General features: G+C 68.7%; 20 protein-coding genes and 1 pseudogene. 8 read left to right on the forward strand and 13 right to left on the reverse strand.

Features of this window, described 5'->3' with window-relative positions:
- Positions 1–151 precede the first annotated feature (151 nt).
- Positions 152–850: a hypothetical protein gene (locus tag ABGB11_RS40680; RefSeq protein WP_347640943.1), complete on the forward strand. Its 699-nt coding sequence runs from the start codon at positions 152–154 to the stop codon at positions 848–850.
- Positions 851–912: 62 nt separating this feature from the next.
- Here the strand turns inward: ABGB11_RS40680 and ABGB11_RS40685 are convergent, their stop codons facing one another.
- On the reverse strand, positions 913–1,665 hold the full coding sequence (locus ABGB11_RS40685) for a hypothetical protein (RefSeq protein WP_347640944.1): 753 nt from the start codon (positions 1,663–1,665) through the stop codon (positions 913–915).
- 892 nt (positions 1,666–2,557) lie between these two features.
- The gene (locus ABGB11_RS40690; protein ID WP_347640945.1) at positions 2,558–2,719 is read right to left on the reverse strand and encodes a hypothetical protein; all 162 of its coding nucleotides are present in this window, start codon (positions 2,717–2,719) and stop codon (positions 2,558–2,560) included.
- Between the two features lie 176 nt (positions 2,720–2,895).
- On the opposite strand from ABGB11_RS40690, the gene ABGB11_RS40695 reads away from it, so the two are divergent.
- Positions 2,896–4,284, forward strand: a complete 1,389-nt coding sequence (locus ABGB11_RS40695) for a DUF222 domain-containing protein (protein ID WP_347640947.1) — start codon at positions 2,896–2,898, stop codon at positions 4,282–4,284.
- A gap of 66 nt (positions 4,285–4,350) precedes the next feature.
- Here the strand turns inward: ABGB11_RS40695 and ABGB11_RS40700 are convergent.
- From ABGB11_RS40700 to ABGB11_RS40715, 4 genes and pseudogenes are all read right to left on the reverse strand, one after another.
- Positions 4,351–4,864, reverse strand: a pseudogene (locus ABGB11_RS40700) (transposase family protein); the annotation flags it as partial.
- A 182-nt stretch (positions 4,865–5,046) separates the two neighbouring features.
- Positions 5,047–5,628, reverse strand: a complete 582-nt coding sequence (locus ABGB11_RS40705; protein ID WP_347640948.1) for a hypothetical protein — start codon at positions 5,626–5,628, stop codon at positions 5,047–5,049.
- Positions 5,629–5,811: 183 nt separating this feature from the next.
- Positions 5,812–7,446, reverse strand: a complete 1,635-nt coding sequence (locus ABGB11_RS40710) for a hypothetical protein (protein WP_347640950.1) — start codon at positions 7,444–7,446, stop codon at positions 5,812–5,814.
- Between the two features lie 122 nt (positions 7,447–7,568).
- Positions 7,569–8,105: a hypothetical protein gene (locus ABGB11_RS40715; RefSeq protein WP_347640951.1), complete on the reverse strand. Its 537-nt coding sequence runs from the start codon at positions 8,103–8,105 to the stop codon at positions 7,569–7,571.
- A gap of 150 nt (positions 8,106–8,255) precedes the next feature.
- Here ABGB11_RS40715 and ABGB11_RS40720 point away from each other — a divergent pair, with 150 nt between their 5' ends.
- The 4 genes from ABGB11_RS40720 to ABGB11_RS40735 all read left to right on the forward strand — a co-directional run bounded on the left by ABGB11_RS40720 (position 8,256) and on the right by ABGB11_RS40735 (position 12,966).
- Entirely contained in the window at positions 8,256–8,672 is a 417-nt protein-coding gene (locus tag ABGB11_RS40720) for a thioesterase family protein (RefSeq protein WP_347640952.1), read from the forward strand.
- Between the two features lie 218 nt (positions 8,673–8,890).
- Positions 8,891–11,656 (forward strand): aconitate hydratase, encoded by a 2,766-nt coding sequence (locus ABGB11_RS40725; RefSeq protein ID WP_347640953.1) that lies wholly within the window; start codon positions 8,891–8,893, stop codon positions 11,654–11,656.
- A 125-nt stretch (positions 11,657–11,781) separates the two neighbouring features.
- Positions 11,782–12,015, forward strand: a complete 234-nt coding sequence (locus ABGB11_RS40730) for a TetR/AcrR family transcriptional regulator C-terminal ligand-binding domain-containing protein (RefSeq protein WP_347640954.1) — start codon at positions 11,782–11,784, stop codon at positions 12,013–12,015.
- Positions 12,016–12,027: 12 nt separating this feature from the next.
- Positions 12,028–12,966 carry an aldo/keto reductase gene (locus ABGB11_RS40735; RefSeq protein ID WP_347640956.1) on the forward strand — a complete coding sequence of 313 codons (939 nt, stop codon included), beginning with the start codon at positions 12,028–12,030 and terminating at the stop codon, positions 12,964–12,966.
- A gap of 73 nt (positions 12,967–13,039) precedes the next feature.
- Here ABGB11_RS40735 and ABGB11_RS40740 read toward each other — a convergent pair whose 3' ends face one another.
- Positions 13,040–13,222: a hypothetical protein gene (locus ABGB11_RS40740; protein ID WP_347640958.1), complete on the reverse strand. Its 183-nt coding sequence runs from the start codon at positions 13,220–13,222 to the stop codon at positions 13,040–13,042.
- Between the two features lie 75 nt (positions 13,223–13,297).
- Between ABGB11_RS40740 and mug the strand changes: the two genes are divergently transcribed.
- Complete coding sequence (gene mug, locus ABGB11_RS40745) at positions 13,298–13,861, forward strand: G/U mismatch-specific DNA glycosylase (protein WP_347640959.1); 564 nt, start codon at positions 13,298–13,300, stop codon at positions 13,859–13,861.
- Here the strand turns inward: mug and ABGB11_RS40750 are convergent.
- From ABGB11_RS40750 to idi, 5 genes are all read right to left on the reverse strand, one after another.
- Positions 13,848–14,270 carry a hypothetical protein gene (locus tag ABGB11_RS40750; RefSeq protein ID WP_347640961.1) on the reverse strand — a complete coding sequence of 141 codons (423 nt, stop codon included), beginning with the start codon at positions 14,268–14,270 and terminating at the stop codon, positions 13,848–13,850. The genes mug and ABGB11_RS40750 overlap by 14 nt on opposite strands.
- Positions 14,271–14,520: 250 nt before the next feature.
- Positions 14,521–15,438 (reverse strand): carbohydrate ABC transporter permease, encoded by a 918-nt coding sequence (locus ABGB11_RS40755; RefSeq protein WP_347640963.1) that lies wholly within the window; start codon positions 15,436–15,438, stop codon positions 14,521–14,523.
- On the reverse strand, positions 15,435–16,343 hold the full coding sequence (locus tag ABGB11_RS40760) for a sugar ABC transporter permease (protein WP_347640965.1): 909 nt from the start codon (positions 16,341–16,343) through the stop codon (positions 15,435–15,437). Before ABGB11_RS40760 ends, ABGB11_RS40755 begins: the two co-directional genes overlap by 4 nt.
- Positions 16,340–17,644, reverse strand: a complete 1,305-nt coding sequence (locus ABGB11_RS40765) for an ABC transporter substrate-binding protein (protein ID WP_347640967.1) — start codon at positions 17,642–17,644, stop codon at positions 16,340–16,342. Before ABGB11_RS40765 ends, ABGB11_RS40760 begins: the two co-directional genes overlap by 4 nt.
- 152 nt (positions 17,645–17,796) lie before the next feature.
- Positions 17,797–18,375: an isopentenyl-diphosphate Delta-isomerase gene (gene idi / locus ABGB11_RS40770; protein ID WP_347640968.1), complete on the reverse strand. Its 579-nt coding sequence runs from the start codon at positions 18,373–18,375 to the stop codon at positions 17,797–17,799.
- Between the two features lie 149 nt (positions 18,376–18,524).
- Here idi and dxs point away from each other — a divergent pair, with 149 nt between their 5' ends.
- Positions 18,525–20,441, forward strand: a complete 1,917-nt coding sequence (gene dxs, locus ABGB11_RS40775) for a 1-deoxy-D-xylulose-5-phosphate synthase (protein WP_347640969.1) — start codon at positions 18,525–18,527, stop codon at positions 20,439–20,441.
- A 31-nt stretch (positions 20,442–20,472) separates the two neighbouring features.
- On the opposite strand, the gene ABGB11_RS40780 is transcribed toward dxs, so the two are convergent.
- Positions 20,473–20,838, reverse strand: a complete 366-nt coding sequence (locus tag ABGB11_RS40780; protein WP_347640970.1) for a hypothetical protein — start codon at positions 20,836–20,838, stop codon at positions 20,473–20,475.
- Positions 20,839–20,908 lie beyond the last annotated feature (70 nt).

The following is a 20,908-nucleotide window of genomic DNA, read 5'->3' on the forward strand; positions in this document are numbered from 1 at the left end:
CTGGCCATCGCCCTGGCCGACCTCATGGGCTGGACCAACATCGCCGCCGCCAACGACCACTACCGAGCACACCCCGACCACGCACTTCAACTACTCGATCTCACTACCTGAGAACGCATTCGCCCTGCTTGTGGCGGTGGGCGGATCGGAGGTGGCCGGTGCGCTGCTCGCCCTGCTCCGTGACCGAAACACCGCAACCTCCGCGTTGGGTCGCCTCAGCGGTCCGGTCGCGAGGCAGGTGCTGATCGACACTCTCGACGGACAGAACGACATCAGGCTTCGCCGCCCGGTGCTCCAGGCAATGGTGAAAGTGAGCGCATCGGGCACCGTCAACGCGCTGGCAGAGATGGCGCGCAACGGTGACGAGAGGGAGCGCCGCGCGGCCATCACAGCGCTCGACCTCGGCCACTTCGTGGAGATGGCCGACGCGGAAGCCGACGCGGCGCTACGCGACGTCCTGGATCCGGACGGAACACTCAGAGCGGCGCTGGAGGCCGATGGTCGTACCGACCCCGACCCCGACCCCGACCCCGACCCCGACCCTGGCGCCGACGACGAAGCCGTCGCGAACCTCCGGTTGATCATTCGCGATCCCGGTTACGCCGTGATCCCGAACGGTGCGACCTATCGTGACCGGGCGGCTCGGGTGGCGCTCGACGCCCTTGAGGAGATCATCGCCCAGCGGGGCGACGGCGTTCCCCGCTGGGTTCTCTACGCGGGTGCCACGCTCGACGACTTCGTGATCTGGATCGAGATCGACGGGGAGCCGATGGGGCTCAGGATCACCGCAGCCGGACTGCGCCGCCTCTGCCTGTCAGCGCTACTCCAGCACGACAGCGAGGCGCGGTAGGGGGCGCTGCCGCAGCAAGCGGTTGCGGACGGTGATCTTGTCTCGGAACTCCTCGCTCCGGCTTACCAATCGAGGAGGACGCCGTATCCCTCCTTGGCTGACGCTTCCAGCCACTCAAGCGTGTCGTCCGGCGAGGGGTCGTCGAGGAACTTTTCGAAGGTCGGCGGCTGGGTGACGTGCACCTTCTGGTTGGCCGGCACACGCCTGTTCCACTCGCGCGCCAACTCAACGAACGGCGTCGCGTCGATGGGGTGAGGCTCGTGTGAACGGCCCCAGCGGGGTGGCGGGCTGACCGTCGGTTCCGCCATTGCGGCGATGCGCTCGCGCACTTCGACCAACGCGGGTCGGACGGCCCATGCGTTCGTGCGTGTCCTGGCGTTGGTCGCTAGTTGCAGGAGGATGGTCCATTCCTCGGCAATCCGCTGGGACATCGTGTAGGCGTACCAGGCTTGCAGGTACGCACGGTGACCACCTGCCCGCACCTCATCGATATGGGTTCGCCATCGGCCGACGTGCCGCGCCAAGTCTTCTGGCAGGAAACTGCGGTACATGGCGAAGCGCCATTCGGCCGGCAGCAACGGTGTCAGGATTAGCGCGGTCACTCGATGCGTGTTGCCAGGACGATCGTCGACGACGACCATCTCGGTGATCCGTGGTCCGGACGCTGCTGGTGCGGGACGGGCGATGTGGCCGAACTCATCGAAGAACCAGCAGTCGGACGCCACGAACTGCGCGGTCTGCGCGCGAACCGCCTCGTCGAACGACGCTGCGGTGATCCCCGGGCGTGGCCGCATCCGCACCCAGTCGACGCCCATGTCCCGCCCCCGATTCTCTTCCGCGCCAACCTCGACATCTTCTCCACGCTGGACGCCTTCGCCAACCGCGCAGCCTGCTCGGCGAATGGCACCGCAGCGGCTCTCTGGTCGCGGTGCTTCCCAGCGGTCGCGCACCCGCCGCGGCCTTCTGCAGGCCGAACGCCAGCGAAGCCGCGAGGGAGAGGCCCTGCGCAACCATATTGGCGGTGAGCACGGCGGTGAGCACGGCGGTGAGCACGAGGTTCGCCGCCATGGTCACCGGAGCGCGGCGGCCAGGCCGGGGCCGCGGCCGGTAAGGGTGGCGCCGAGCAGCTTGCGGTGGCCCGCCTCCTGCCCGGCCCGGGTGGCGCCGAGATGTTGTGCTGCCCGGGCATGGCCGTCAGTTCGGCGAGCCTGTCGAGGTGGTCGCGCGGCTCGGCAACGGATGCCTTGTGCCAGTGCGCTGGCACGGCTGCCGGAGGGTTGATCGGTTACGAGGTGGCGTTGAGTCATACCGGGATCCCCCCGCAGCGTGTGTTTGTGCGGCGCTGTGCTCCTGATGCCGGAGTGTTGAATGGCAGGGAGGTGCTCCGCACGCCTTGGATCGACGCGCGTCCGATGCCTGCGCGGCTTTGTTTTCGGCGCATCGTGGCTGGTGTCTCTTTTTATCGCTTTTGTGTGGTGCGGGTGGGTGGGCGGTTCAGGTGCCTTCCGTACCTGGGCGCGCCCGTTTCTCTTGTTGCCGGTTGCTGTCACGTTGGCTGAGGTCGCTGGGTTGAGGTCGGGATTTAACGTGTCGGTTTGGTGCGTGGTGCTCTTTGCCGCGCTCCGCGCGGTCAGGGTGGTTGATCTTGCTGGGGTAGTCGCCGACGTCCGGTGACATTACGGCCGTCCTACGGGGGACGAAGTTCGGTCAGGTCAGGGTGTACGGGTTGGCGGTCGGGACGTCTCCGAAGAGTTCTGCGACCAGGGCACGGGAGCCGAGGTCCAATGGGGCTGGTTTCGTGGCGCCGTTGGCCCATTCGTCGTCCCAGTCGCCGTCGCTGTCGATGTAGAACGCTTCGGGAGCAAGCATGTGGCAGCGCACCAGTGGTGGCCAGCTCGGAGGGATGTGGGCCTGGCTTTTGCTTGACTTGCACACGTGCCTTCAATTAAAGAAAATCGAAGAAAGATGTGATGATGGCGCAGCATGTCTGGATTGCCGAGATTTGATTGCCGAACTTTGGCGTAAAATTGAAGGGAGTTCAGGGGGTGAAAATCGTGTCGACGTCCGTTGTGATTGCCAACCCCAGGCGCGGAGATGAAGGGCGGGCGTCGGTTCTTCCTGGCATCCGGGTTTCTGATCGAAAAGAGCGTCTGGGTGACCTCAGCGACGATGAACTTCTTGAGGTCGCTCAAACGGCCCGCCGTCATGCCTCGTGGGCGCAGGCCCGGGAGTTGGCCGCCATCGCCGAACTTCACCGGCGTCGTGTCGAAGCGGAGACCGACGGGGATCTCGACTATCGGATTCTGCCCGCGCAGGAGTCCGTCACCGAAGAAGTCGCTGCGGCTTTAACGATCACTAGTAACTCCGCAGCCGCTTTGGTGCACCTGGCCGAACGTCTCACCGGGCCGCTGGCCGCGACCGGCGCGGCACTCGAAGCCGGGCGGATCGACCTCGCCCGAGCCCGCGTCATCTGCGACGTCACCGACAGCCTTCCCGATCGTGCCACCGAACTGGTCGAGGCCGCCGCCCTGGAGAGGGCGTCCGATCAAACCACCGGGCAACTGCGCCGCCGTATCAAGCGCATCGCGCAACGGCTGGCACCCGCGTCGGTTGAAGAACGCAAGCGGGAGGCTGTGCGTAGGCGACGGATGGAGTTGTGGGAGAACCCGTCCGGAACCGCCGACCTCGCACTGTGCGACCTGGCCGTCGAGGACGGTCACGCGATCTACAACAAGATCACTGCTGTCGCCCAGGCTCTCAGGGCCGACGGTGATACGCGGCCCCTCAATGCCATTCGTGCCGACCTGGCCACCCAACTCCTACGCGGCGTCCCGCTCCCCGACGCCACCCGCGACCTCCTCACCAAAGCTTCCGTACTCGGCACGGAAGCTTCCGTTGCGGGAGAGGCCCTCGCCGGTCAGACCAGCGACCGTGAGCGCTGCCAGGATGGTGACGATACTGACCATCCTGCGGTTGACGCGGAGCTTGAGTCACTCGCGAACGCCGCCCACGAGCTTCTTGCCGAAGCGCGCGGGAGCGTCCGTTCCGCAGACAGACAACGGGCCGTCGGACGGGCCGCCCAGCGCATTCACCACCGGCTCGCTGTAGCTCGTGACTTGGTCTGCCAAGGCGACCGGCAGAGCCACGGACAGCCCGGGTATCGCCCGCCCGCCTGGATGCGCCGGGAGATCGAGGCGCGGCACGCGACCTGCGTGTTCCCCACCTGCAACCAGCCTTCGCACCGCTGCGACCTCGACCACACGGTGCCCTGGCGGCCCGGCATCACCTGCCGCTGCAACCTGGCGCCGCTATGTAGACGCCACCACAGACTCAAGCAGCGCCTAGACTGGAAGCTCTTCCAAATCTGGCCCGGCCTGCTCATCTGGGTCACTCCCTCCGGTACCTGGCACATCGTCCGCCCCGACCTGCGGTGATTCACGCAGCGAAGCAAGCCTTGCGGACTCAGTTCAGACATACCGACCATGGAGGTGATTCCATCCTCATCGGCCCTGGTATTCGATGGTGAGTATCGCTTGGACGACAGCGGTCATGCGGCTGGGTGAGCAGCGTGCCTTGCGCAGGATGTGCCATTGCTTGAGGGTGGCGGCGCCGCGTTCACCGACGGCGCGGACCTTGGCGTGGTACCGGTTGAACAGCTTCTTGCGCTTGCCCAGCTTGCGGCCCTTCTTCCGCTTGTACGGAGTGCCGATGGCGCCGCCGGCCCCCTGATACCCCTTGTCGGCGTGGCCGGCGGTCGCCTGCGCCCGACAGCCGGTCGGTCGGCGCGAGCGTGCCGTCCAGCACGACATACGCCTTGCGTCGCGCGATCCGCAGCGCTTGCCGAAGGTCCGGGGCCAGCTCGGCGAGCAGGTCGATCACCTCGGTGACGTAGCGGTGCGCGGTCGCGACGCCGACACCGAACTCGGCCGCCAGGCGCGCGAAGGGCTCGTTGCGGCGCAGGTACACCAGCACCAGCAGCGCCTGACGGCCAGGAGGCAACCGCCGCCACCGAGACCCGAGCGCCGTTCGATTACCGACGCGCCACGCGGCCGGCGATCAGCCTGTGACCAGCGGAGATCAAGATGAAATCAACTCATGGTTCACAAACACCGGACGAAGATCGAATCGAGCGGGCCGTCACATATTTGGACACCCAACCGTGTCACTCAGGCTGAATAGCTACCGACCGGGAGCCGCTAGCGCGCCATCGTCAGCTCGCCGGTCCAGGTCCGCAGGGCAACAATGTGGGCAAGCATGCTCGAGTACGATGCGAATGCCGGCTCGATGATCTCTCCGACAGGATCCTTATCGGTCACAGCGTACGCCAGGTCGTCCCCGTCGCACTCAAAAATGCGCTTATCTTCCGTATGGATGGTGTCGATCATCAAGTAAGAACCATCCGAACCGTGCCACGCCCCGACCACATAGCCGTGTGCATGTTCCGCAAAATCGGCCAGCACCTCATCGCCCGCTACGCCAAGGCCAATGCTGTACCAGATGTCGGCCTCCCGGTCAGACGCGCTGCAGTCGTAGTCGTAGCCGTCGAACAGCGCCAGCAGTGGCGGATTGACGAAGGAAAGTGCGCTTCTGGAGCGCCGAATATGCGGCGGTAGCGTCACGCCATCCCTGGATTCCACCTCATTGAGGGAGTCCTGGCTGTCCCTCGCGAAAGTCAGCGAGGGGAATCGCTCAATGAATCGAGCGAAGTTCTGCTTGTCATCCTGCGGCAGATCGGCATCCCAAACCCACTGGATGGCCGCATTGGCGTCGCCGAACATTTCTCGACCTGTCGAAGATCCCATGACTCATTGCTCCCAACTATCGAACATTTCCACTGCTTTGCCTGCTGGCCTCAAGGTATCCACGCCCGCCAGGGCTGGGCGGCCAAGAGTTCACAGACCTTGCTGCGCCGGTCGTGACTGGACAGGTCCACGATCTGGCAGCGGCCCGGATCTGGGGCCTCACCCGCGCGCTGGCCACCACCGGGCTGCTTGTGCTGGCCGGCAAGGCGTGCCAGGGCGCTGGCGCGCACGCCCTCCCGCCTTGCTGCTGCCCCACCGCGCTGGCCGTCTTGTCAAAGCCATCCACACCCTGCAACTCCGCGAGACCGCATCACACTGAAAAGGGCTCACTTGGTCCCGGAGAACGCTGACTTGGGGGAGATCGCGGTGGCGGTGGTGGGCTTCGGCGATTGCGGCGAGGTTGGGACGGCCGAGGGTGTTGTAGGCGGAGGCGAGAAGTTCGTTGGCGTAGCGCTCGAGCTTCGCGTCGCCCCCGCTTATCCAGTGCAGGTCACGGCCGAGAGTGAGTGCGTCGGCGGGGCTCCCGGCGGCGCAGCGCCGGCGGGCCTCAGCAAGGTGTGCTTCGAGGGCTGCAGGGTCTTCGGTCAGCTTCTTTCTTAGGTTCGTGCAGAATTCGTAGTCGTCGTAGGGCTTCTGTCTCTTGCGGTCGATGGCGGTCTCGCCGTGGACGAGCGCGCCACCGCCGTCGAGGGTCTCGATCCGGTTCGGGTGTCCGTGGTCCAGGATCTCTCGGGAGATCTTGGTGGCGTCGTCGTACTCTTCGCCTTCCTCGGGACGGTCGCCGGTTTCGAAGGTCATCAAGAAATCGCGGAGCAGCCGGATTCGGTGTCGTCCTTCGGCCAGCTCCGTTTCGTAGAGTCTGGCCTCGTCCTCTTCGCCGAGGGATGCCGGGTCGTCCATGTGGTGCCAGTGCGCTTCGAGGGTCGCTCGAACGGCTTCGAGCGGGGTGCCGCTGGGGAGGCCCACGCCGCCGCCGTCATTGTTGTAATAGGCGGTCACTCCATCGCAGGTGCGGCCGTCGTCGAACCACAGGCCGAAGTGCAGCCCGTCGGTGCCGCCGTGCATGAACGTGAGGAACTCCGGCGGAGCACGGTAGTAGCGGCCGTGCACGCGCACGTCGATGCCGTCACGAGGTCGGTGCGTGGGTGCGTCGAACAGGTCCATGCCCCCGAAGGGGCACAGTTCCAGATCGTCCAGGGCTTGCCGCTCGACCGGCCCGCAGGCCTGGACGAACGCCCAGAACCGGAAGATCGAATCCGGTAGCTCCACGCCCCAGTTCCGGGCGAACCGCTCCTCAATCGCTGCCCGTTCCCGTTCTGCCTTGGCCAGAGCGTCTGACCGGGCTTGCGCGTGCTGTCCTGGAGGCCGGACGGAGGTCCTCCATACCGTGTAATCCCGCATATCCGCAGCCGACCGCGCACGGATTCGCCGCTCCGTGGCCTTCTCCGTCGGCGATGGTGGAGGGGGAGGTTCTCCGAAGATCGTCGCCAGCAGCCGCGACTCCGGGTCGGAGCCTTCGGGATCCGGATACTGCGAGCGCTGCCGCTGCCTGGCGGCGTCCGCGGGAAGCCAGCTTTCAGGGTCGCTTTCGACACGCGCGGTCGCCTCCTCGACCGGCTGCACCTTGACCAAGTCGTCGTACTGTTCAGCGATCCGGCTCCGAAGCAGCGCGACGATGTCTTCGTCTCGCTCTCCCAGCCGCCGCAGTGCTTCGATCCCCTTCGGGGTCTCCAACTGGTCACGGCGGAGCTCCACTGATGTTTCCCGGCCGAATATCTCCACCCGCACCAGCACCTGGTCCCCGTTGGCAGAGACGACCTCACCCTCGAAGGTGGCGAACGGGCATCAATGATCTTGACGAGAGCGCGGTCCATGCACAGGTCCCCATGTCGACGATTTCTGGATGGTGGACCATGTTAGAGATCGTCACCGACAGGATCGGAGCGTAGCTGTCGAGGGCGGCGCTTGCTCGTCGGGTCGCTCGTCGAGCTTGGCGCCGTTGAACTTCGCTCCTGCACGAGAAGCGGTGCGTCTGCCACGGCCGCCCGCAGCTCGATGGGGAACTCTGGGTCGGCCTGCCCTACCGAGAGCCCGACCCATCGCCCGGTTTCCGGCGGCCGCCAGACCAGCATGTCGGGGCCGAGTTGGCTGAGCTGCCCCATCGGCTCAGGCGCCGGATCCTCACTCCACAGGTACGGTCCCAGATCGACCTGCTCTGGCGTGCCCCAACGCGCGGTGAGCACCTCCACCAGCGCCTGGAGCGCAGCTTCGATCTGTGCCTCGGCGGCCTCGACGATGTCGCTGTCGCGAGATTCCCAGAAGTCTTGGCTGGCCTGCAGGACCACCACGTGGTGGCCGGGGCCGCTGAGGCCTCCATGTGTCCACTCGTCCTGGTCACGGAAAGGTGCACTGAGCAAGTCATCCACGATCGCAAGCTGGTCGGCCACCGCCATGCCATGAGGCTAGCGATCAAGCCATCCCGGCTGCACCAAGGCCAGAGACGCTGGGTGGACGTCATCTCGTCGGTGACTCGATCAGTGTGGCGGCGATGGCGACTGCGGGAGGGAAGGTTGCGTCGTTGAGTCGGGCGCTAGCGTTGCGGCATGGGTGAGATAGACGGGTTCGTGCATCGGATTCGGGTTCGGTATGCCGACTGCGACATGCAGGGAGTGGTGTTCAACGCCAATTACTTCGCGTACATCGACGACGCCATGGACATGTGGCTCCAGCACGCGCTCGGGCAGGAGTACCTCGACGGGTTCGACTACGCGGTGAAGAAGGCCGGTATGGAGTGGGCCTCTCCGGCTCGCATGCGCGAGGTCGTCGAGTTGCGGCCGACGGTCACGCGGTGGGGGCGCACTTCGTTCGATGTCCGTATCGGGCTCAGTGTGGGTGACCGTGTCGTCGGGGAGGGGGAGTTGGTGCTGGTCAGCATCACGCCGGGTGGCTACGAGCCGTCGCCCGTGCCGGAACGGGTTCGCCGGGCGCTGGGGGAGGCAAGTAGCTTGATGTCGAGATAAAGTGGAGATATCTTGACGTCGAGAAAAAAGCGGCGGAAGTTAGGCGGGCCTGATTCCCGGTCAGTAGGCCGACTAGGGCAGGATCAAGGAAGACGAGCACCCGCCCCGCCGTGCGCCGCCCGCCGCGGCCCCCGGGGCGGCTGGCCCATCGGAGAACAAGACGAGCGCCGCGCGCTCATGTCCCGGACCGGACGCGCGGTGGCACTGAGGAGGAGTCCGTGTCCGCGAACAGCTTCGGCAGCCGTGACAAGCTGCAGGTTGGCGACAAGTCGTACGACATCTACCGGCTGGACGCCGTCGAGGGCGCGGCCCGTCTCCCGTACAGCCTGAAGGTGCTGCTGGAGAACCTGCTGCGCACCGAGGACGGCGCGAACGTCACCGCCGAGCACATCCAGGCGCTGGCCCAGTGGGACCCCTCGGCGCAGCCGAGCAAGGAGATCCAGTTCACCCCCGCCCGGGTGATCATGCAGGACTTCACCGGCGTGCCGTGCGTGGTGGACCTGGCGACGATGCGCGAGGCGGTGCGGGACCTGGGCGGCGACCCGTCCAGCATCAACCCGCTGGCGCCCGCGGAGATGGTGATCGACCACTCGGTGATCGTCGACTACTTCGGTTCGCCGGACGCGTTCGAGCGCAACGTGCAGCGGGAGTACGAGCGCAACAAGGAGCGGTACCAGTTCCTGCGGTGGGGGCAGACGGCGTTCGACGAGTTCAAGGTCGTCCCGCCCGGCACCGGCATCGTCCACCAGGTGAACATCGAGCACCTCGCGCGTGTGGTGTTCGACCGTGACGGGGTGGCCTACCCGGACACGTGCGTGGGCACCGACTCCCACACGACGATGGAGAACGGCATCGGCGTGCTCGGGTGGGGCGTCGGCGGCATCGAGGCGGAGGCCGCGATGCTCGGCCAGCCGATCTCGATGCTCATCCCGCGCGTGGTCGGCTTCAAGCTGACCGGAGAGCTGCCCGCCGGGACGACGGCGACGGATCTCGTGCTGACCATCACCGAGATGCTGCGCGAGCACGGCGTCGTCGGCAAGTTCGTCGAGTTCTACGGGGAGGGCGTGCACGCGCTGCCGCTGGCCAACCGCGCCACGATCGGCAACATGAGCCCCGAGTTCGGCTCCACCTGCGCGATCTTCCCCATCGACGACGAGACCCTGTCGTACCTGCGGCTCACCGGACGGGACGAGGAGCAGATCGCGCTCGTCGAGGCGTACGCCAAGGCGCAGGGGCTGTGGCTCGACCCCTCGGTGGAGCCCGAGTTCTCCGAGTACATGGAGCTGGACCTCGCGACGGTCGTCCCGTCCCTGGCCGGCCCGAAGCGCCCGCAGGACCGCATCGCGCTGTCGGAGGCCAAGGAGACCTGGCGCCGGGACGTGCAGAACTACGCGAGCAGCGTGCAGGGCCCGGCGGACGAGGCGTCCAACGAGTCGTTCCCCGCGTCCGACTCCCCGGCGATCGGCCGCGGCGGCGACGGCGACAAGCCGCGCGAGCACCGGACGAACGGCGCGACCCGCCCGCACAACCGCGTGCCGGTCACCCTGGAGGACGGGACGACGTTCGAGCTCGACCACGGGCACGTCGCCGTCGCCGCCATCACGTCCTGCACCAACACGTCCAACCCGTACGTGATGGTCGGCGCGGCGCTGCTGGCCAAGAACGCGGTCGAGAAGGGCCTGACCCGCAAGCCGTGGGTCAAGACGTCGCTCGCGCCCGGATCCCAGGTCGTCACCGACTACCTGGAGCGCGCCGGCCTCACCCCGTACCTCGACAAGATCGGCTTCAACCTGGTCGGGTACGGCTGCACCACCTGCATCGGCAACACCGGCCCGCTGCAGCCGGAGATCTCCAGGGCCGTCAACGACAACGACCTGGCGGTCACCGCGGTGCTGTCCGGCAACCGCAACTTCGAGGGCCGCATCAGCCCCGACGTGAAGATGAACTACCTGGCGTCGCCGCCGCTGGTCATCGCCTACGCGCTGGCCGGGACGATGGACATCGACATCCTCAGCGACCCGATCGCCGACGGCGCGGACGGGCCCGTGCACCTGCGCGACATCTGGCCCGCGCCGGAGGAGGTCGCCGCGATCGTCGAGTCGTCCATCGGGCAGGAGATGTTCGCCGAGAGCTACGCCGACGTCTTCAAGGGCGACGAGCGCTGGACCGGCCTCGACATCCCGACCGGCGACCTGTTCGAGTGGGACCCCGCGTCCACCTACGTCCGCAAGGCCCCGTACTTCGACGGCATGGGCGCCGAGCCGGAGCCGGTCGCCGACATCCACGGCGCCCGCGTCCTGGCGAAGCTCGGCGACTCGGTCACCACCGACCACATCTCCCCGGCCGGGGCCATCAAGGTGGGCACCCCCGCCGCGCAGTACCTCCAGGACAACGGCGTCGCGGTCAAGGACTTCAACTCCTACGGCTCGCGCCGCGGCAACCACGAGGTCATGATCCGCGGGACGTTCGCCAACATCCGGCTCCGCAACCAGCTCCTGGACGACGTCGAGGGCGGCTACACCCGCGACTTCACCCAGGACGGCGCCCCGCAGGCGTTCATCTACGACGCCGCGCAGAACTACGCCGCGCAGGGCACCCCGCTCGTGGTCATCGCCGGCAAGGAGTACGGGTCCGGCTCGTCCCGCGACTGGGCGGCCAAGGGCACCGCGCTGCTCGGCGTCCGCGCCGTCATCGCGCAGTCCTATGAGCGCATCCACCGCTCCAACCTGATCGGCCTCGGCGTCCTGCCGCTGCAGTTCAAGGAGGGCGAGTCGGCGGAGTCCCTCGGCCTCACCGGCACCGAGACGTTCGACATCACCGGCGTCACCGCGCTGAACGAGGGCGGCGTCCCGGACGAGGTCACCGTCAGGGCCGACGGCAAGGAGTTCACCGCCACCGTCCGCATCGACACCCCTGGTGAGGCGGACTACTACCGCAACGGCGGCATCCTCCAGTACGTCCTCCGCAACCTGCTCCGCAAGTAGGTCACGGCAACGGCAACGGGCCGGCCCCCTCCAGGGGAGCCGGCCCGTTGCCGTTTTCTCAGCGGCCGGTGGGCAGGCTCAGGCCGCCGTTGCACTCCAGGACGGTGCCGGCGAACAGCGCGGCCGTGGCCGCACCGATGCCCGACGTGCCACCGCAGATCTTCGAACGGGCGCGCGAGCGCGGCGAGACCGCGCCCGGGACCGACCTCGACCTCATCCTCATCGTCGACCAGGCCTACGGCGTGCTCTGGTACCGCATCCTCGCGGGGCACGACGCGCCGCTCGGCGACGCCCAGGCGGTGGACCAGGCCGGCGCCCTCGCGGCCCAGGCCCGCGGCGGCGGCTCCGGCCCCGTCTGATTGGATCGATCCATGAGCGACCGGCGGCAAATCGGTGACCTGGACGTCTTCCCGCTCGCCCTCGGCGGCAACGTCTTCGGCTGGACCGCGGACAGGGCGGCGTCCTTCGAGATCCTGGACGCCTACGCGGCGGGAGGCGGCAACTTCATCGACACCGCCGACTCCTACATGGCGTCCGCGCCCGGCAACAGCGGCGGCGAATCCGAGACGATCATCGGAGAGTGGGCGGCGTCCCGCGGCAACCGGGACGACCTGGTCATCGCCACCAAGGTGGGCAGGCATCCCGACCGCCTGGGGCTGTCCCCGGCGAACATCAGGGCCGCCGCGGACGACTCGCTCAGGCGCCTCCGCACCGACCGCATCGACCTCTACTTCACCCACTTCGACGACCCGTCCGTCCCGGTCGAGGAGATCATGACGGCGCTGGACGGGCTGGTCACCGCGGGGAAGGTCCGGCACATCGCGGTGTCCAACGTCGAACCGGCCCGGCTCGCGGCCTCGCTGGAGTTCAGCGAGCGCGAGGGCACGGCCCGCTACGTCGCCATCCAGCCGCACTACAACCTGGTGTCCCGCGACACCTACGAAGGGCCTCGCCGCGACCTCGCCGAACGGTACGGGCTGGCCGCCGTCCCCTACTACGGCCTCGCGTCGGGCTTCCTGACCGGCAAGTACCGTCCCGGGACGACGGTGCGCAGCGCACGCGCGGGCCGTGCCGCCAAGTACCTGGACACCGAACGCGGGCGCCGGGTCCTGGCCGAGCTCGACCTCGTCGCCGAGGAGCAGGGCACCGCCGTCGCGACCGTGGCGCTCGCGTGGCTCACCGCCCAGCCGACCGTCGCCGCGCCCATCGCGAGCGCGCGGACCCTCGACCAGCTCCCGCCGCTCCTGGAGGCCGCCCGGACGTCTTTGACGCGCGACCAGATCGACCGCCTCACCGCGGCGTCCGCATAACCTGCCGAAGGCCGACCCGGAGCTCAGCGCTCGACGGCCAGGCGGAGGCCGAAGCCGATGAACGCCAGGCCCGTCACCTGCTGGATGCGGCGCTTGACGGCCGGGCGGGCCAGGGCGCGGCGGGCCGCCCCGGCGGCGCCCACCACTCACGGCGCCCGCCGGTCACGGTGGCGCGCAGGACGAGCATCGTGTCGAGGCCGGGCGTGATCGTGACGAGGGCGGCCGCGGTGGCGAAGGCGAGGCAGGCGGTGAGCACGGGGGCATTCTGCCAGGCGCCTCCCGGCGAGCGGCGTGCGCCCGCGGTGGTGCTGATCGTCCGTAATCTGGGCTGATGCGCCCCACGAAGGCCGACCTGGAGGCCGCCCGCGACCGCGTCATCCCCGACGTCCTGCCCCCGGACGGCGGGACGCTCCATGTCCTGTTCAGCGGCATCAACCCCGGCCTCTACTCGGGGGCGACGGGCCACCACTTCGCCCGTCCGGGAAACCGCTTCTGGCCCGCGCTGTACCGGTCCGGCTTCACCGACCGCCTGCTCGACCCGTCCGAGCAGGACCTCCTGCCCGGCTACGGCCTCGGCATCACCAACCTGGCGCACCGCACCACGGCCCGCGCCGACGAGCTGACCGACGCCGAACTGCGCGAGGGCGGGCGCCGCCTCGAAGAGCTCGTCGAACGGCACCGCCCGTCCTACCTGGCCGTCGCCGGCGTCACCGCCTACCGCGCCGCCTTCGGCCGCCCCCGCACGCGGATCGGCCCGCAGGACGAGACCTTCGGTTGGGCCAGGCTATGGGTGCTCCCCAACCCGAGCGGCCTGAACGCCTCGTGGACGCTCGACAGGATCGCCGGCGAGTTCCGCCGCCTCCGCGAGGCCGCGGAAGCGCTCAGAGCCGGTTGAGGGCGGCGGCGAACATCGCGTTCACCTCGGCGACCAGGTTGGGGTGCGGCTGCCAGAGCTCCTGGCGGCCCACCGCCACGATGGGGCGCGGCAGGGCCCGGACGCCCGACAGGTGCCAGTGGTGCGCGCCGGGCGCCGCCCAGGGCCCGCAGTCGCAGGACGCGTTCTGCACGGCCGCCGAGCAGACGTCGACGAGGTCGGCGACGGCGATGACGGCGCCGATCGTGGCGAGCGGGTCGCGCGGATCCCAGCCGGCGGCCTGGATCAGCGGGGAGTCGCACGCCTTCAGGTCGACGCGCATCGAGGCGTGGATGAGGAGCGGGCCGCGGTAGGCGGTCGGCAGCGCCTGGTTGGAGACGGTCTTGCCTCCACGCGCGATCGCGAAGGCCCAGGGCTGCTGAACACTCATCGCCTGCACGCGCTCACCTCCGGTGTTCGCCCCGCCTCCGCCGCCGGGGGGTCGCCGGAACCCGCCGGCGGGACTGCCGGCGGGCCGGGCGACGATGCCCGAGAGGCTAGGCGCATCCTGCCGGAATTGCCAACGGGCGGGGACGAACGTGTCGTTGTCCGTCATGGGGATGCCGGCCCCCACGCGGAACTCGTCTGATCATCCATGTGACGCCTGAGATCGATGTGCGGTTGACGGCCCGGTGTGATTTTCACCCCTTCAGAGCGCCCGCCATCAAGCCGCGCATGAAGAACCTCCCGAGCAGCAGGTAGACCAGCAGCGTCGGCAGGGACGCCAGCAGCGCCGACGCCATCTGCTGGTTGTACTGGACGGCCACCGCGCCCGAACCCGCCGTGTTGTTCAGCATCACCGTGACCGGCCAGCTGTCGGGCGCGCCGAGGAACACCGCGAACAGGAAGTCGTTCCACATCGAGGTGAACTGCCAGATCAGCGTCACCGCGAACGCCGGCGCCGACACGGGCAGCACGACCGACCAGTACGTGCGGAGCATCCCGGCGCCGTCGACGCGGGCCGCCTCGATCAGCTCGTCCGGGATCGTCACGTAGTAGTTCCGGAAGATCAGCGTGCAGATCGGGATGCCGTACACGACGTGGGCGAGCACGAGGCCGCGGATCGTCCCGACCAGCTCCATGTCGGTCAGCAGCCCGGCCAGCGGGATCATGACCGCCTGGTACGGGATGAACATGCCGAACAGGAACAGCGTGAAGACCACGTCCGCGCCGGGGAACCGCCACTTCGACAGCACGTAGCCGTTCATCGAGCCGAGCACGGCCGAGATCAGCGACCCGGAGACGGCGATCTTGACGCTGTTCTCCAGGCCCGGCCGCAACGTGTCCCACGCGGCGCTCCAGCCGGACACGCTCCAGCTTCCCGGCAGGCTCCACGCGCTGCTCGGGTCCGCCTCGCTCAGCGGCTTGAAGCTCGTGACCACCAGCACGTACACGGGGATCAGGAACAGCAGGACGAACGCCAGCAGGATGACCAGCTTCACGGCCCGCCAGGCGGGGGAGGACCCGCCCGGCGGCTTCGCCCCGTCGTCCTTCCGGCCGCGCAGGCCGCTCGTCACCCGGTGCCACCGCGGCGCCGGGGGTGCCTTCACGTCCGTCATCGCGTCCGCTCCGTACGTACCGACCAGACCAGGTAGGGGATCACCAGGACGGCCACCGCGACCAGCATGTACGTCGCGATGGTGGCGCCGTTGGCGGGGTCGTGCCGGTCGAAGATCTCGACATAGGTGGCGACGGCCGGGACGTAGGTGATGATCTGCTTGCCGGCGATGGCCATGATCAGGTCGAACACCTTCAGCGAGATGTGCCCGAGGATGATCAGCGCGGACAGCGTCACCGGGCGGAGCTGCGGGAACACCACATACCGGTACACCTTCCACTCCGACGCGCCGTCCACCCGCGCGGCCTCCCGCAGGTCCTCGGGGACGCTGCGGAACCCGGCCAGGTACAGGGCCATGACGTATCCGGACATCTGCCAGATCGCCGGCAGCGCCATCGCCGCCATGCCCCAGTCCGGGTTCTGCCACCAGCTGTTCGACAGGCCGCCCAGGCCGAGCTTGTCGAACAGCTGGTTGAAGCCGACCGCGCGCTGCGGCGGCGCCGGGTTCATCAGCCAGCGCCACACCACGCCGCTGGCGATGAACGACACCGCCATCGGGAACAGGTAGATGACGCGGAAGGACGCCTCACCCTTGATGCCCTTGTCCATCAGGAAGGCCAGGAAGGCGCCGAGCACGAGGGCGCCGATCACGAACACCGCCGTGAACAGCAGGGCGTGCCTCACCGCGCCGGGCCAGCTCGGCTGGTCCCACAGGTCGACGAAGTTCTTGCCCTTGTCGAACCCGTACTCGGAGACCTCGTCGTGCTTGCCGCTCAGCGCGACGCGCGTGTTCCAGAAGATGAGCCCGTAGACGAACAAGCCGATCGCGACGATGGACGGCGAGACCAGCAGCAGCCCTGGGAGCCAGGTGCGCCTACGGACCCATCCCGAACCGGGAAACCTCACTGTCCGCTGTTCTTGGCCGCGTTGACCAGTCCCTGCTGCAGTTTCCCGACGTCCTTGTTCTGCAGGAACAGGCCCACCGCCGTGTCGATGTCGGTGTGCTGCTTCTTACTGGCGTTGACGCCGTGCCAGAACGAGCCCGCCAGCTTGATGTCCGGCTTGTTCCACTGCTCGAACGCGTACTGGAGGTAGCCCTTGTAGAGGGACTTGTCAGCGTCCTTGCGGGCGGGGACCGAGCCCTTCTTCGGGTTGAAGAGGTCCTGCCCCTCCTTGCTGGACACCTCCTTCAGCCACGCGATGGCACCGCCGCGGTGGGGTGCGCCCTTGGGCAGCGTGAAGCTGTCCGACAGCCACATGTAGGTGCCGTCCGTGCCGGGCGACGGCGCGTACTTGAAGTCGGTGTCGAGCTTCTTGCCGAGCCCGTTGGGCGCGCTGCCGGTGAAGTACCCGTACGCCCAGTCGCCCATGATGTTGAACGCGGCCTTGTCGTCCACGACGGCCTTCGCGGCGCCCTGCCAGTCGGTGGACGCGGCCTCCAGCGTCGTGTACTTCATGATCTCGGCGAAGTCGTTCAGAGCCTTGGTGACCTGCGGGCCGCTCCAGTCGGCGCCCGGCTTCCACAGCGCGTTGTAGCCGTCGGTGCCGAGGTCGCCCAGCAGGACGTTCTCCAGCAGGTGGTCGGCCGTCCACTGCGCGCCGAGCGACAGCGGGACCTTCTTCGTCTTGTCCTTGACGGCCTTCAGCGCGGTGATGAACTCGGCGATCGTCTTCGGCGGCCCCTCGACCCCGGCGTCCTTGAGGATGTCCGGGTTGTACCAGAGCACGTTCGACCGGTGGATGTTCACCGGCACCGAGTAGATCTTCCCCTTGTAGCTGATCTGGTCGAGGAGCTGCTGCGGGTAGACCGACTTGAGGTTGTTCTCCTCGTAGAAGGAGTCCAGCGGCTCGATCTGCCCGGCCTTGATGTAGTCGAGCAGCTCGGCGCCCGCGTGGCCCTGGAAGGAGTCCGGCGGCTTGCGGTTCTGCAGGCGGCTCGCGAGGACGGCCTGGGCCTGCGTGCCCGAACCGCCGGCGATGGCCGCGTTGACGAACTTGGTGCCGGGGTTCTTCTTCTCGAAGTCGGCCTGCATCGCGGCGAGGCCGTCGGCCTCGCCGGGCCCGGTCCACCAGGAGAAGACCTCGACCTGGGATTTGTCGTCCGACCCTTCGCCGCCGTCGCCGCCGCAGCCCGACATGGCCAGCGCGCCGGTCATGGCGACGGCCGCGAAGACCGTCCAGCGGCGCCGGGGAACACGTATACGCATCGCTCGTCCCTTCGGATACCCCGCGGACCAAGCGTCCGCTCGGACGTGCGCGGCGGTCAACACCGGGCGGCGCAATGTGATCTTTCGGTGATGCTGTGTTCCGATCGGGCGGCCGGACGGCCGGCGGCCGAGCGGGATTCGGCCCCCGCCCCCTACCAGCCGAGCGCGGGCGGCAGCCCGGCCCGCCCGGCGTCCGGCCAGTCCCGCGGCGCGCCGAGCGGCGCCAGCTCGGCGAGCTGGAGCCGGTACCACGGCGACGACTCGGGCCGCCCGGCGAGCTCCAGGCAGCGCTCCCACGTCCACCACTCGGCGTGCTCGACCTCCTCGGGGGCCGGGACGAGGGCCCCGTCCGCGGGGACGGTGGCGCGCACGACGGGGCACCGCTCGTGCTCGACGGTGCCGTCGGCGGCGACGGCCCGGTACTTGAACCCGGGCAGGACGGACGTCAGGGACGCCTCGGGGATGCCCAGCTCGTCGCGGAGCCGGCGCAGCACGGCGTCGCGGAGCTTCTCGCCGGGGCCTGGATGGCCGCAGCAGCTGCCCGTCCAGACGCCCGGGAACGTCCGCTTGCGCAGGGCGCGCTGCGTGATCAGGACGCGACCCTCCGTATCCGTGACGTAGCAGGAAAAGGCCAGGTGGTACGGCGTGTCTTTATGGTGACTATCACTCTTCGGCGCGGTCCCGATCGCCTCATCGTCCGCGTTGAGCAGCACAATCTCTTCGACGCCCATGCTCTTTTCCTACCCCATCACGCACGGTGAGGATGTCGTTTCCCGCACGCGGCGCGGGCGGCCTTCGGCGCGTCGCGGGCGAACCGGGATTAAACTCGGAACGGCCCGAGCCTGGGGAGACCGGTCTCCAACGGAGGAGTTGAAAACGAGTGAGCCTGCTGGAGTCGATCACAGGTCCCGATGACCTCAAACGACTGGACGCCGCTCAACTGCCCCGGCTCGCGGAGGAGGTCCGCGAGTTCCTCGTCCAGGCGGTCTCCAAGACCGGCGGGCACCTGGGGCCCAACCTGGGCGCGGTCGAGCTGACGATCGCGCTGCACCGCGTCTTCGACTCGCCGCACGACAAGATCCTCTTCGACACCGGCCACCAGGCCTACGTGCACAAGATGCTCACCGGCCGGCGCGACTTCGAGCTGCTGCGCCGGCGCGGCGGGCTGTCGGGCTACCCGAGCCGGGCCGAGTCCGAGCACGACATCATCGAGAACTCGCACGCCTCCACCGCGCTGTCGTACGCCGACGGGTTCGCCAAGGCGTTCCAGCTGCGCGGCGAGGACGACCGGGCCGTCGTCGCGGTCGTCGGCGACGGCGCGCTGACCGGCGGCATGTGCTGGGAGGCGCTGAACAACATCGCCGCCGGCGTCGACCGTCCCGTCATCATCGTCGTGAACGACAACGGCCGGTCCTACTCGCCCACCATCGGCGGCCTGGCCTCCCACCTGGCCGACCTGCGCGTCACCCAGGGCTACGAGAACGCGCTCGACCTCATCAAGAAGACGGTGCCGAGGGCCCCGGTGGTCGGCGGCCTCACCTACGAGGCGCTGCACGGCATCAAGAAGGGCCTCAAGGACGTCCTCCAGCCGCAGGCCATGTTCGAGGACCTCGGCATGAAGTACGTCGGCCCGATCGACGGCCACGACGCGGACGCCGTCGAGCGGGCGCTGCGCCGGGCGCGCGGGTTCGGCCGCCCGGTCATCGTGCACTGCATCACCACCAAGGGGCGCGGCTACGCCCCCGCCGAGAACGACACCGAGGACTGCATGCACGGCGGCGGTGCCTTCGACCCCGCCACCGGCGACCGGGTGTCCAAGGGCGGCGGCCCCGGCTGGACGAAGATCTTCGGCGAGGAGATGGTGGCGATCGGGCGGGAGCGCCGCGACGTCGTCGCCATCACCGCCGCGATGCTCTACCCGACCGGGCTCGCCCCGTTCGCCGAGGCGTTCCCGGACCGCATCTTCGACGTCGGCATCGCCGAGCAGCACGCGGTCACGTCCGCGACCGGCCTCGCGATGGGCGGCCTGCACCCGGTCGTGGCGGTGTACGCGACGTTCCTCAACCGCGCGTTCGACCAGGTCCTCATGGACACCGCGCTCCACCGGCAGCCCGTCACGTTCGCCTTGGACCGCTCCGGCGTGACCGGCGACGACGGCGCCAGCCACAACGGCATGTGGGACATGTCGATCCTGCAGCTCGTCCCGGGCATGCGGATCGCCGTGCCGCGCGACGGCGCCCGGCTGCGCGAGCTGCTGCGCGAGTGCGTCGCGGTCTCCGACGGCCCCACCGCGATCCGCTACCCGAAGGGGTCCGCGGCGAAGGACATCGAGGCGATCGGCAAGGCTGGCGACATGGACGTGCTGGCCCGCCACGACGGCTCGAACGGCACCCGCGTCCTGCTGGTCGCGGCGGGCTCGATGGCGACCCCGGCCGTCGAGGCGGCCGAGCTGGTCGCCGCGCAGGGCATCGGCGTCACCGTCGTCGACCCGCGCTGGGTGAAGCCGCTCGACCCGGGGCTGCTCGACCTCGCCCGCGAGCACGCGATGGTCGCCGTCGCCGAGGACAACGGCCGCACCGGCGCCGTCGGCGACGCCGTGGCCCGGCTGCTGCGCGACGCCGGGCTCGACGCGCCGATCCGCACGTTCGGCATCCCGCAGGAGTTCCTCGACCACGCGTCCCGCGGCGAGATCCTCACCGACATCGGCCTCACCCCGCAGGCCCTCGCCCGCGACCTCACCGAGTACGTCTCCCGCGTCACCGCGACGGAGGCGCACGAGCCCGCGGCGTCCGACTGACCCGGGCGCCGGCGCTTCAGGCGCCCGCGAGTCAGGCGCCTTCGGCCGAGAGCAGCTGCCAGAAGTGGGTGATGGACGCGGCGGACGTGCCGAGCTCGCGTCCCGAGTACGTCCATCGCCCGCGCAGGCACCAGGGGCGCCCGGCGCCGTCCTGGACGTAGACCTGGAGCGGGAAGCAGGCGTCGTGCGCGCGGATGACGCCCGCGGGGTCGACCGAGGGGGAGAGCCGGGGCTCGCCCTCGCACCGCACGCCCATGACGGACGTGCGCGGGTCCTGGCGCAGGAGGCCCTGGGTCAGGTCGTACACGAGTACGGACACGTAGTCGGGGCCCAGCCACCTGAGGTCGGGGACCGTCTCGGGTGGAGGGAACCCGTACAGTTCTGGACCGCCGGTCACACGCCGCACCGTAGCGCCCGCGTCACATGTCCGTCACTACTTTCCCGGCGGGATCTTTCCAGAGGACCAA

This window comes from Actinomadura sp. B10D3 (genome assembly GCF_039871695.1).
Lineage (GTDB): Bacteria > Actinomycetota > Actinomycetes > Streptosporangiales > Streptosporangiaceae > Spirillospora > Spirillospora madurae.

Excerpts from the sequence above, each read along its gene's own strand:
- ABGB11_RS40685 (WP_347640944.1), bottom strand. The coding sequence starts at position 1,665 with ATGGGCGTCGACTGGGTGCGGATGCGGCCACGCCCGGGGATCACCGCA.
- idi (WP_347640968.1), bottom strand. The coding sequence starts at position 18,375 with ATGGGCGTCGAAGAGATTGTGCTGCTCAACGCGGACGATGAGGCGATC.
- ABGB11_RS40755 (WP_347640963.1), bottom strand. The coding sequence starts at position 15,438 with ATGACGGACGTGAAGGCACCCCCGGCGCCGCGGTGGCACCGGGTGACG.
- mug (WP_347640959.1), top strand. The coding sequence starts at position 13,298 with ATGCGCCCCACGAAGGCCGACCTGGAGGCCGCCCGCGACCGCGTCATC.
- ABGB11_RS40765 (WP_347640967.1), bottom strand. The coding sequence starts at position 17,644 with ATGCGTATACGTGTTCCCCGGCGCCGCTGGACGGTCTTCGCGGCCGTC.
- ABGB11_RS40705 (WP_347640948.1), bottom strand. The coding sequence starts at position 5,628 with ATGTTCGGCGACGCCAATGCGGCCATCCAGTGGGTTTGGGATGCCGAT.
- ABGB11_RS40735 (WP_347640956.1), top strand. The coding sequence starts at position 12,028 with ATGAGCGACCGGCGGCAAATCGGTGACCTGGACGTCTTCCCGCTCGCC.
- ABGB11_RS40715 (WP_347640951.1), bottom strand. The coding sequence starts at position 8,105 with ATGGCGGTGGCCGACCAGCTTGCGATCGTGGATGACTTGCTCAGTGCA.
- ABGB11_RS40690 (WP_347640945.1), bottom strand. The coding sequence starts at position 2,719 with ATGCTTGCTCCCGAAGCGTTCTACATCGACAGCGACGGCGACTGGGAC.
- ABGB11_RS40720 (WP_347640952.1), top strand. The coding sequence starts at position 8,256 with ATGGGTGAGATAGACGGGTTCGTGCATCGGATTCGGGTTCGGTATGCC.
- ABGB11_RS40750 (WP_347640961.1), bottom strand. The coding sequence starts at position 14,270 with ATGAGTGTTCAGCAGCCCTGGGCCTTCGCGATCGCGCGTGGAGGCAAG.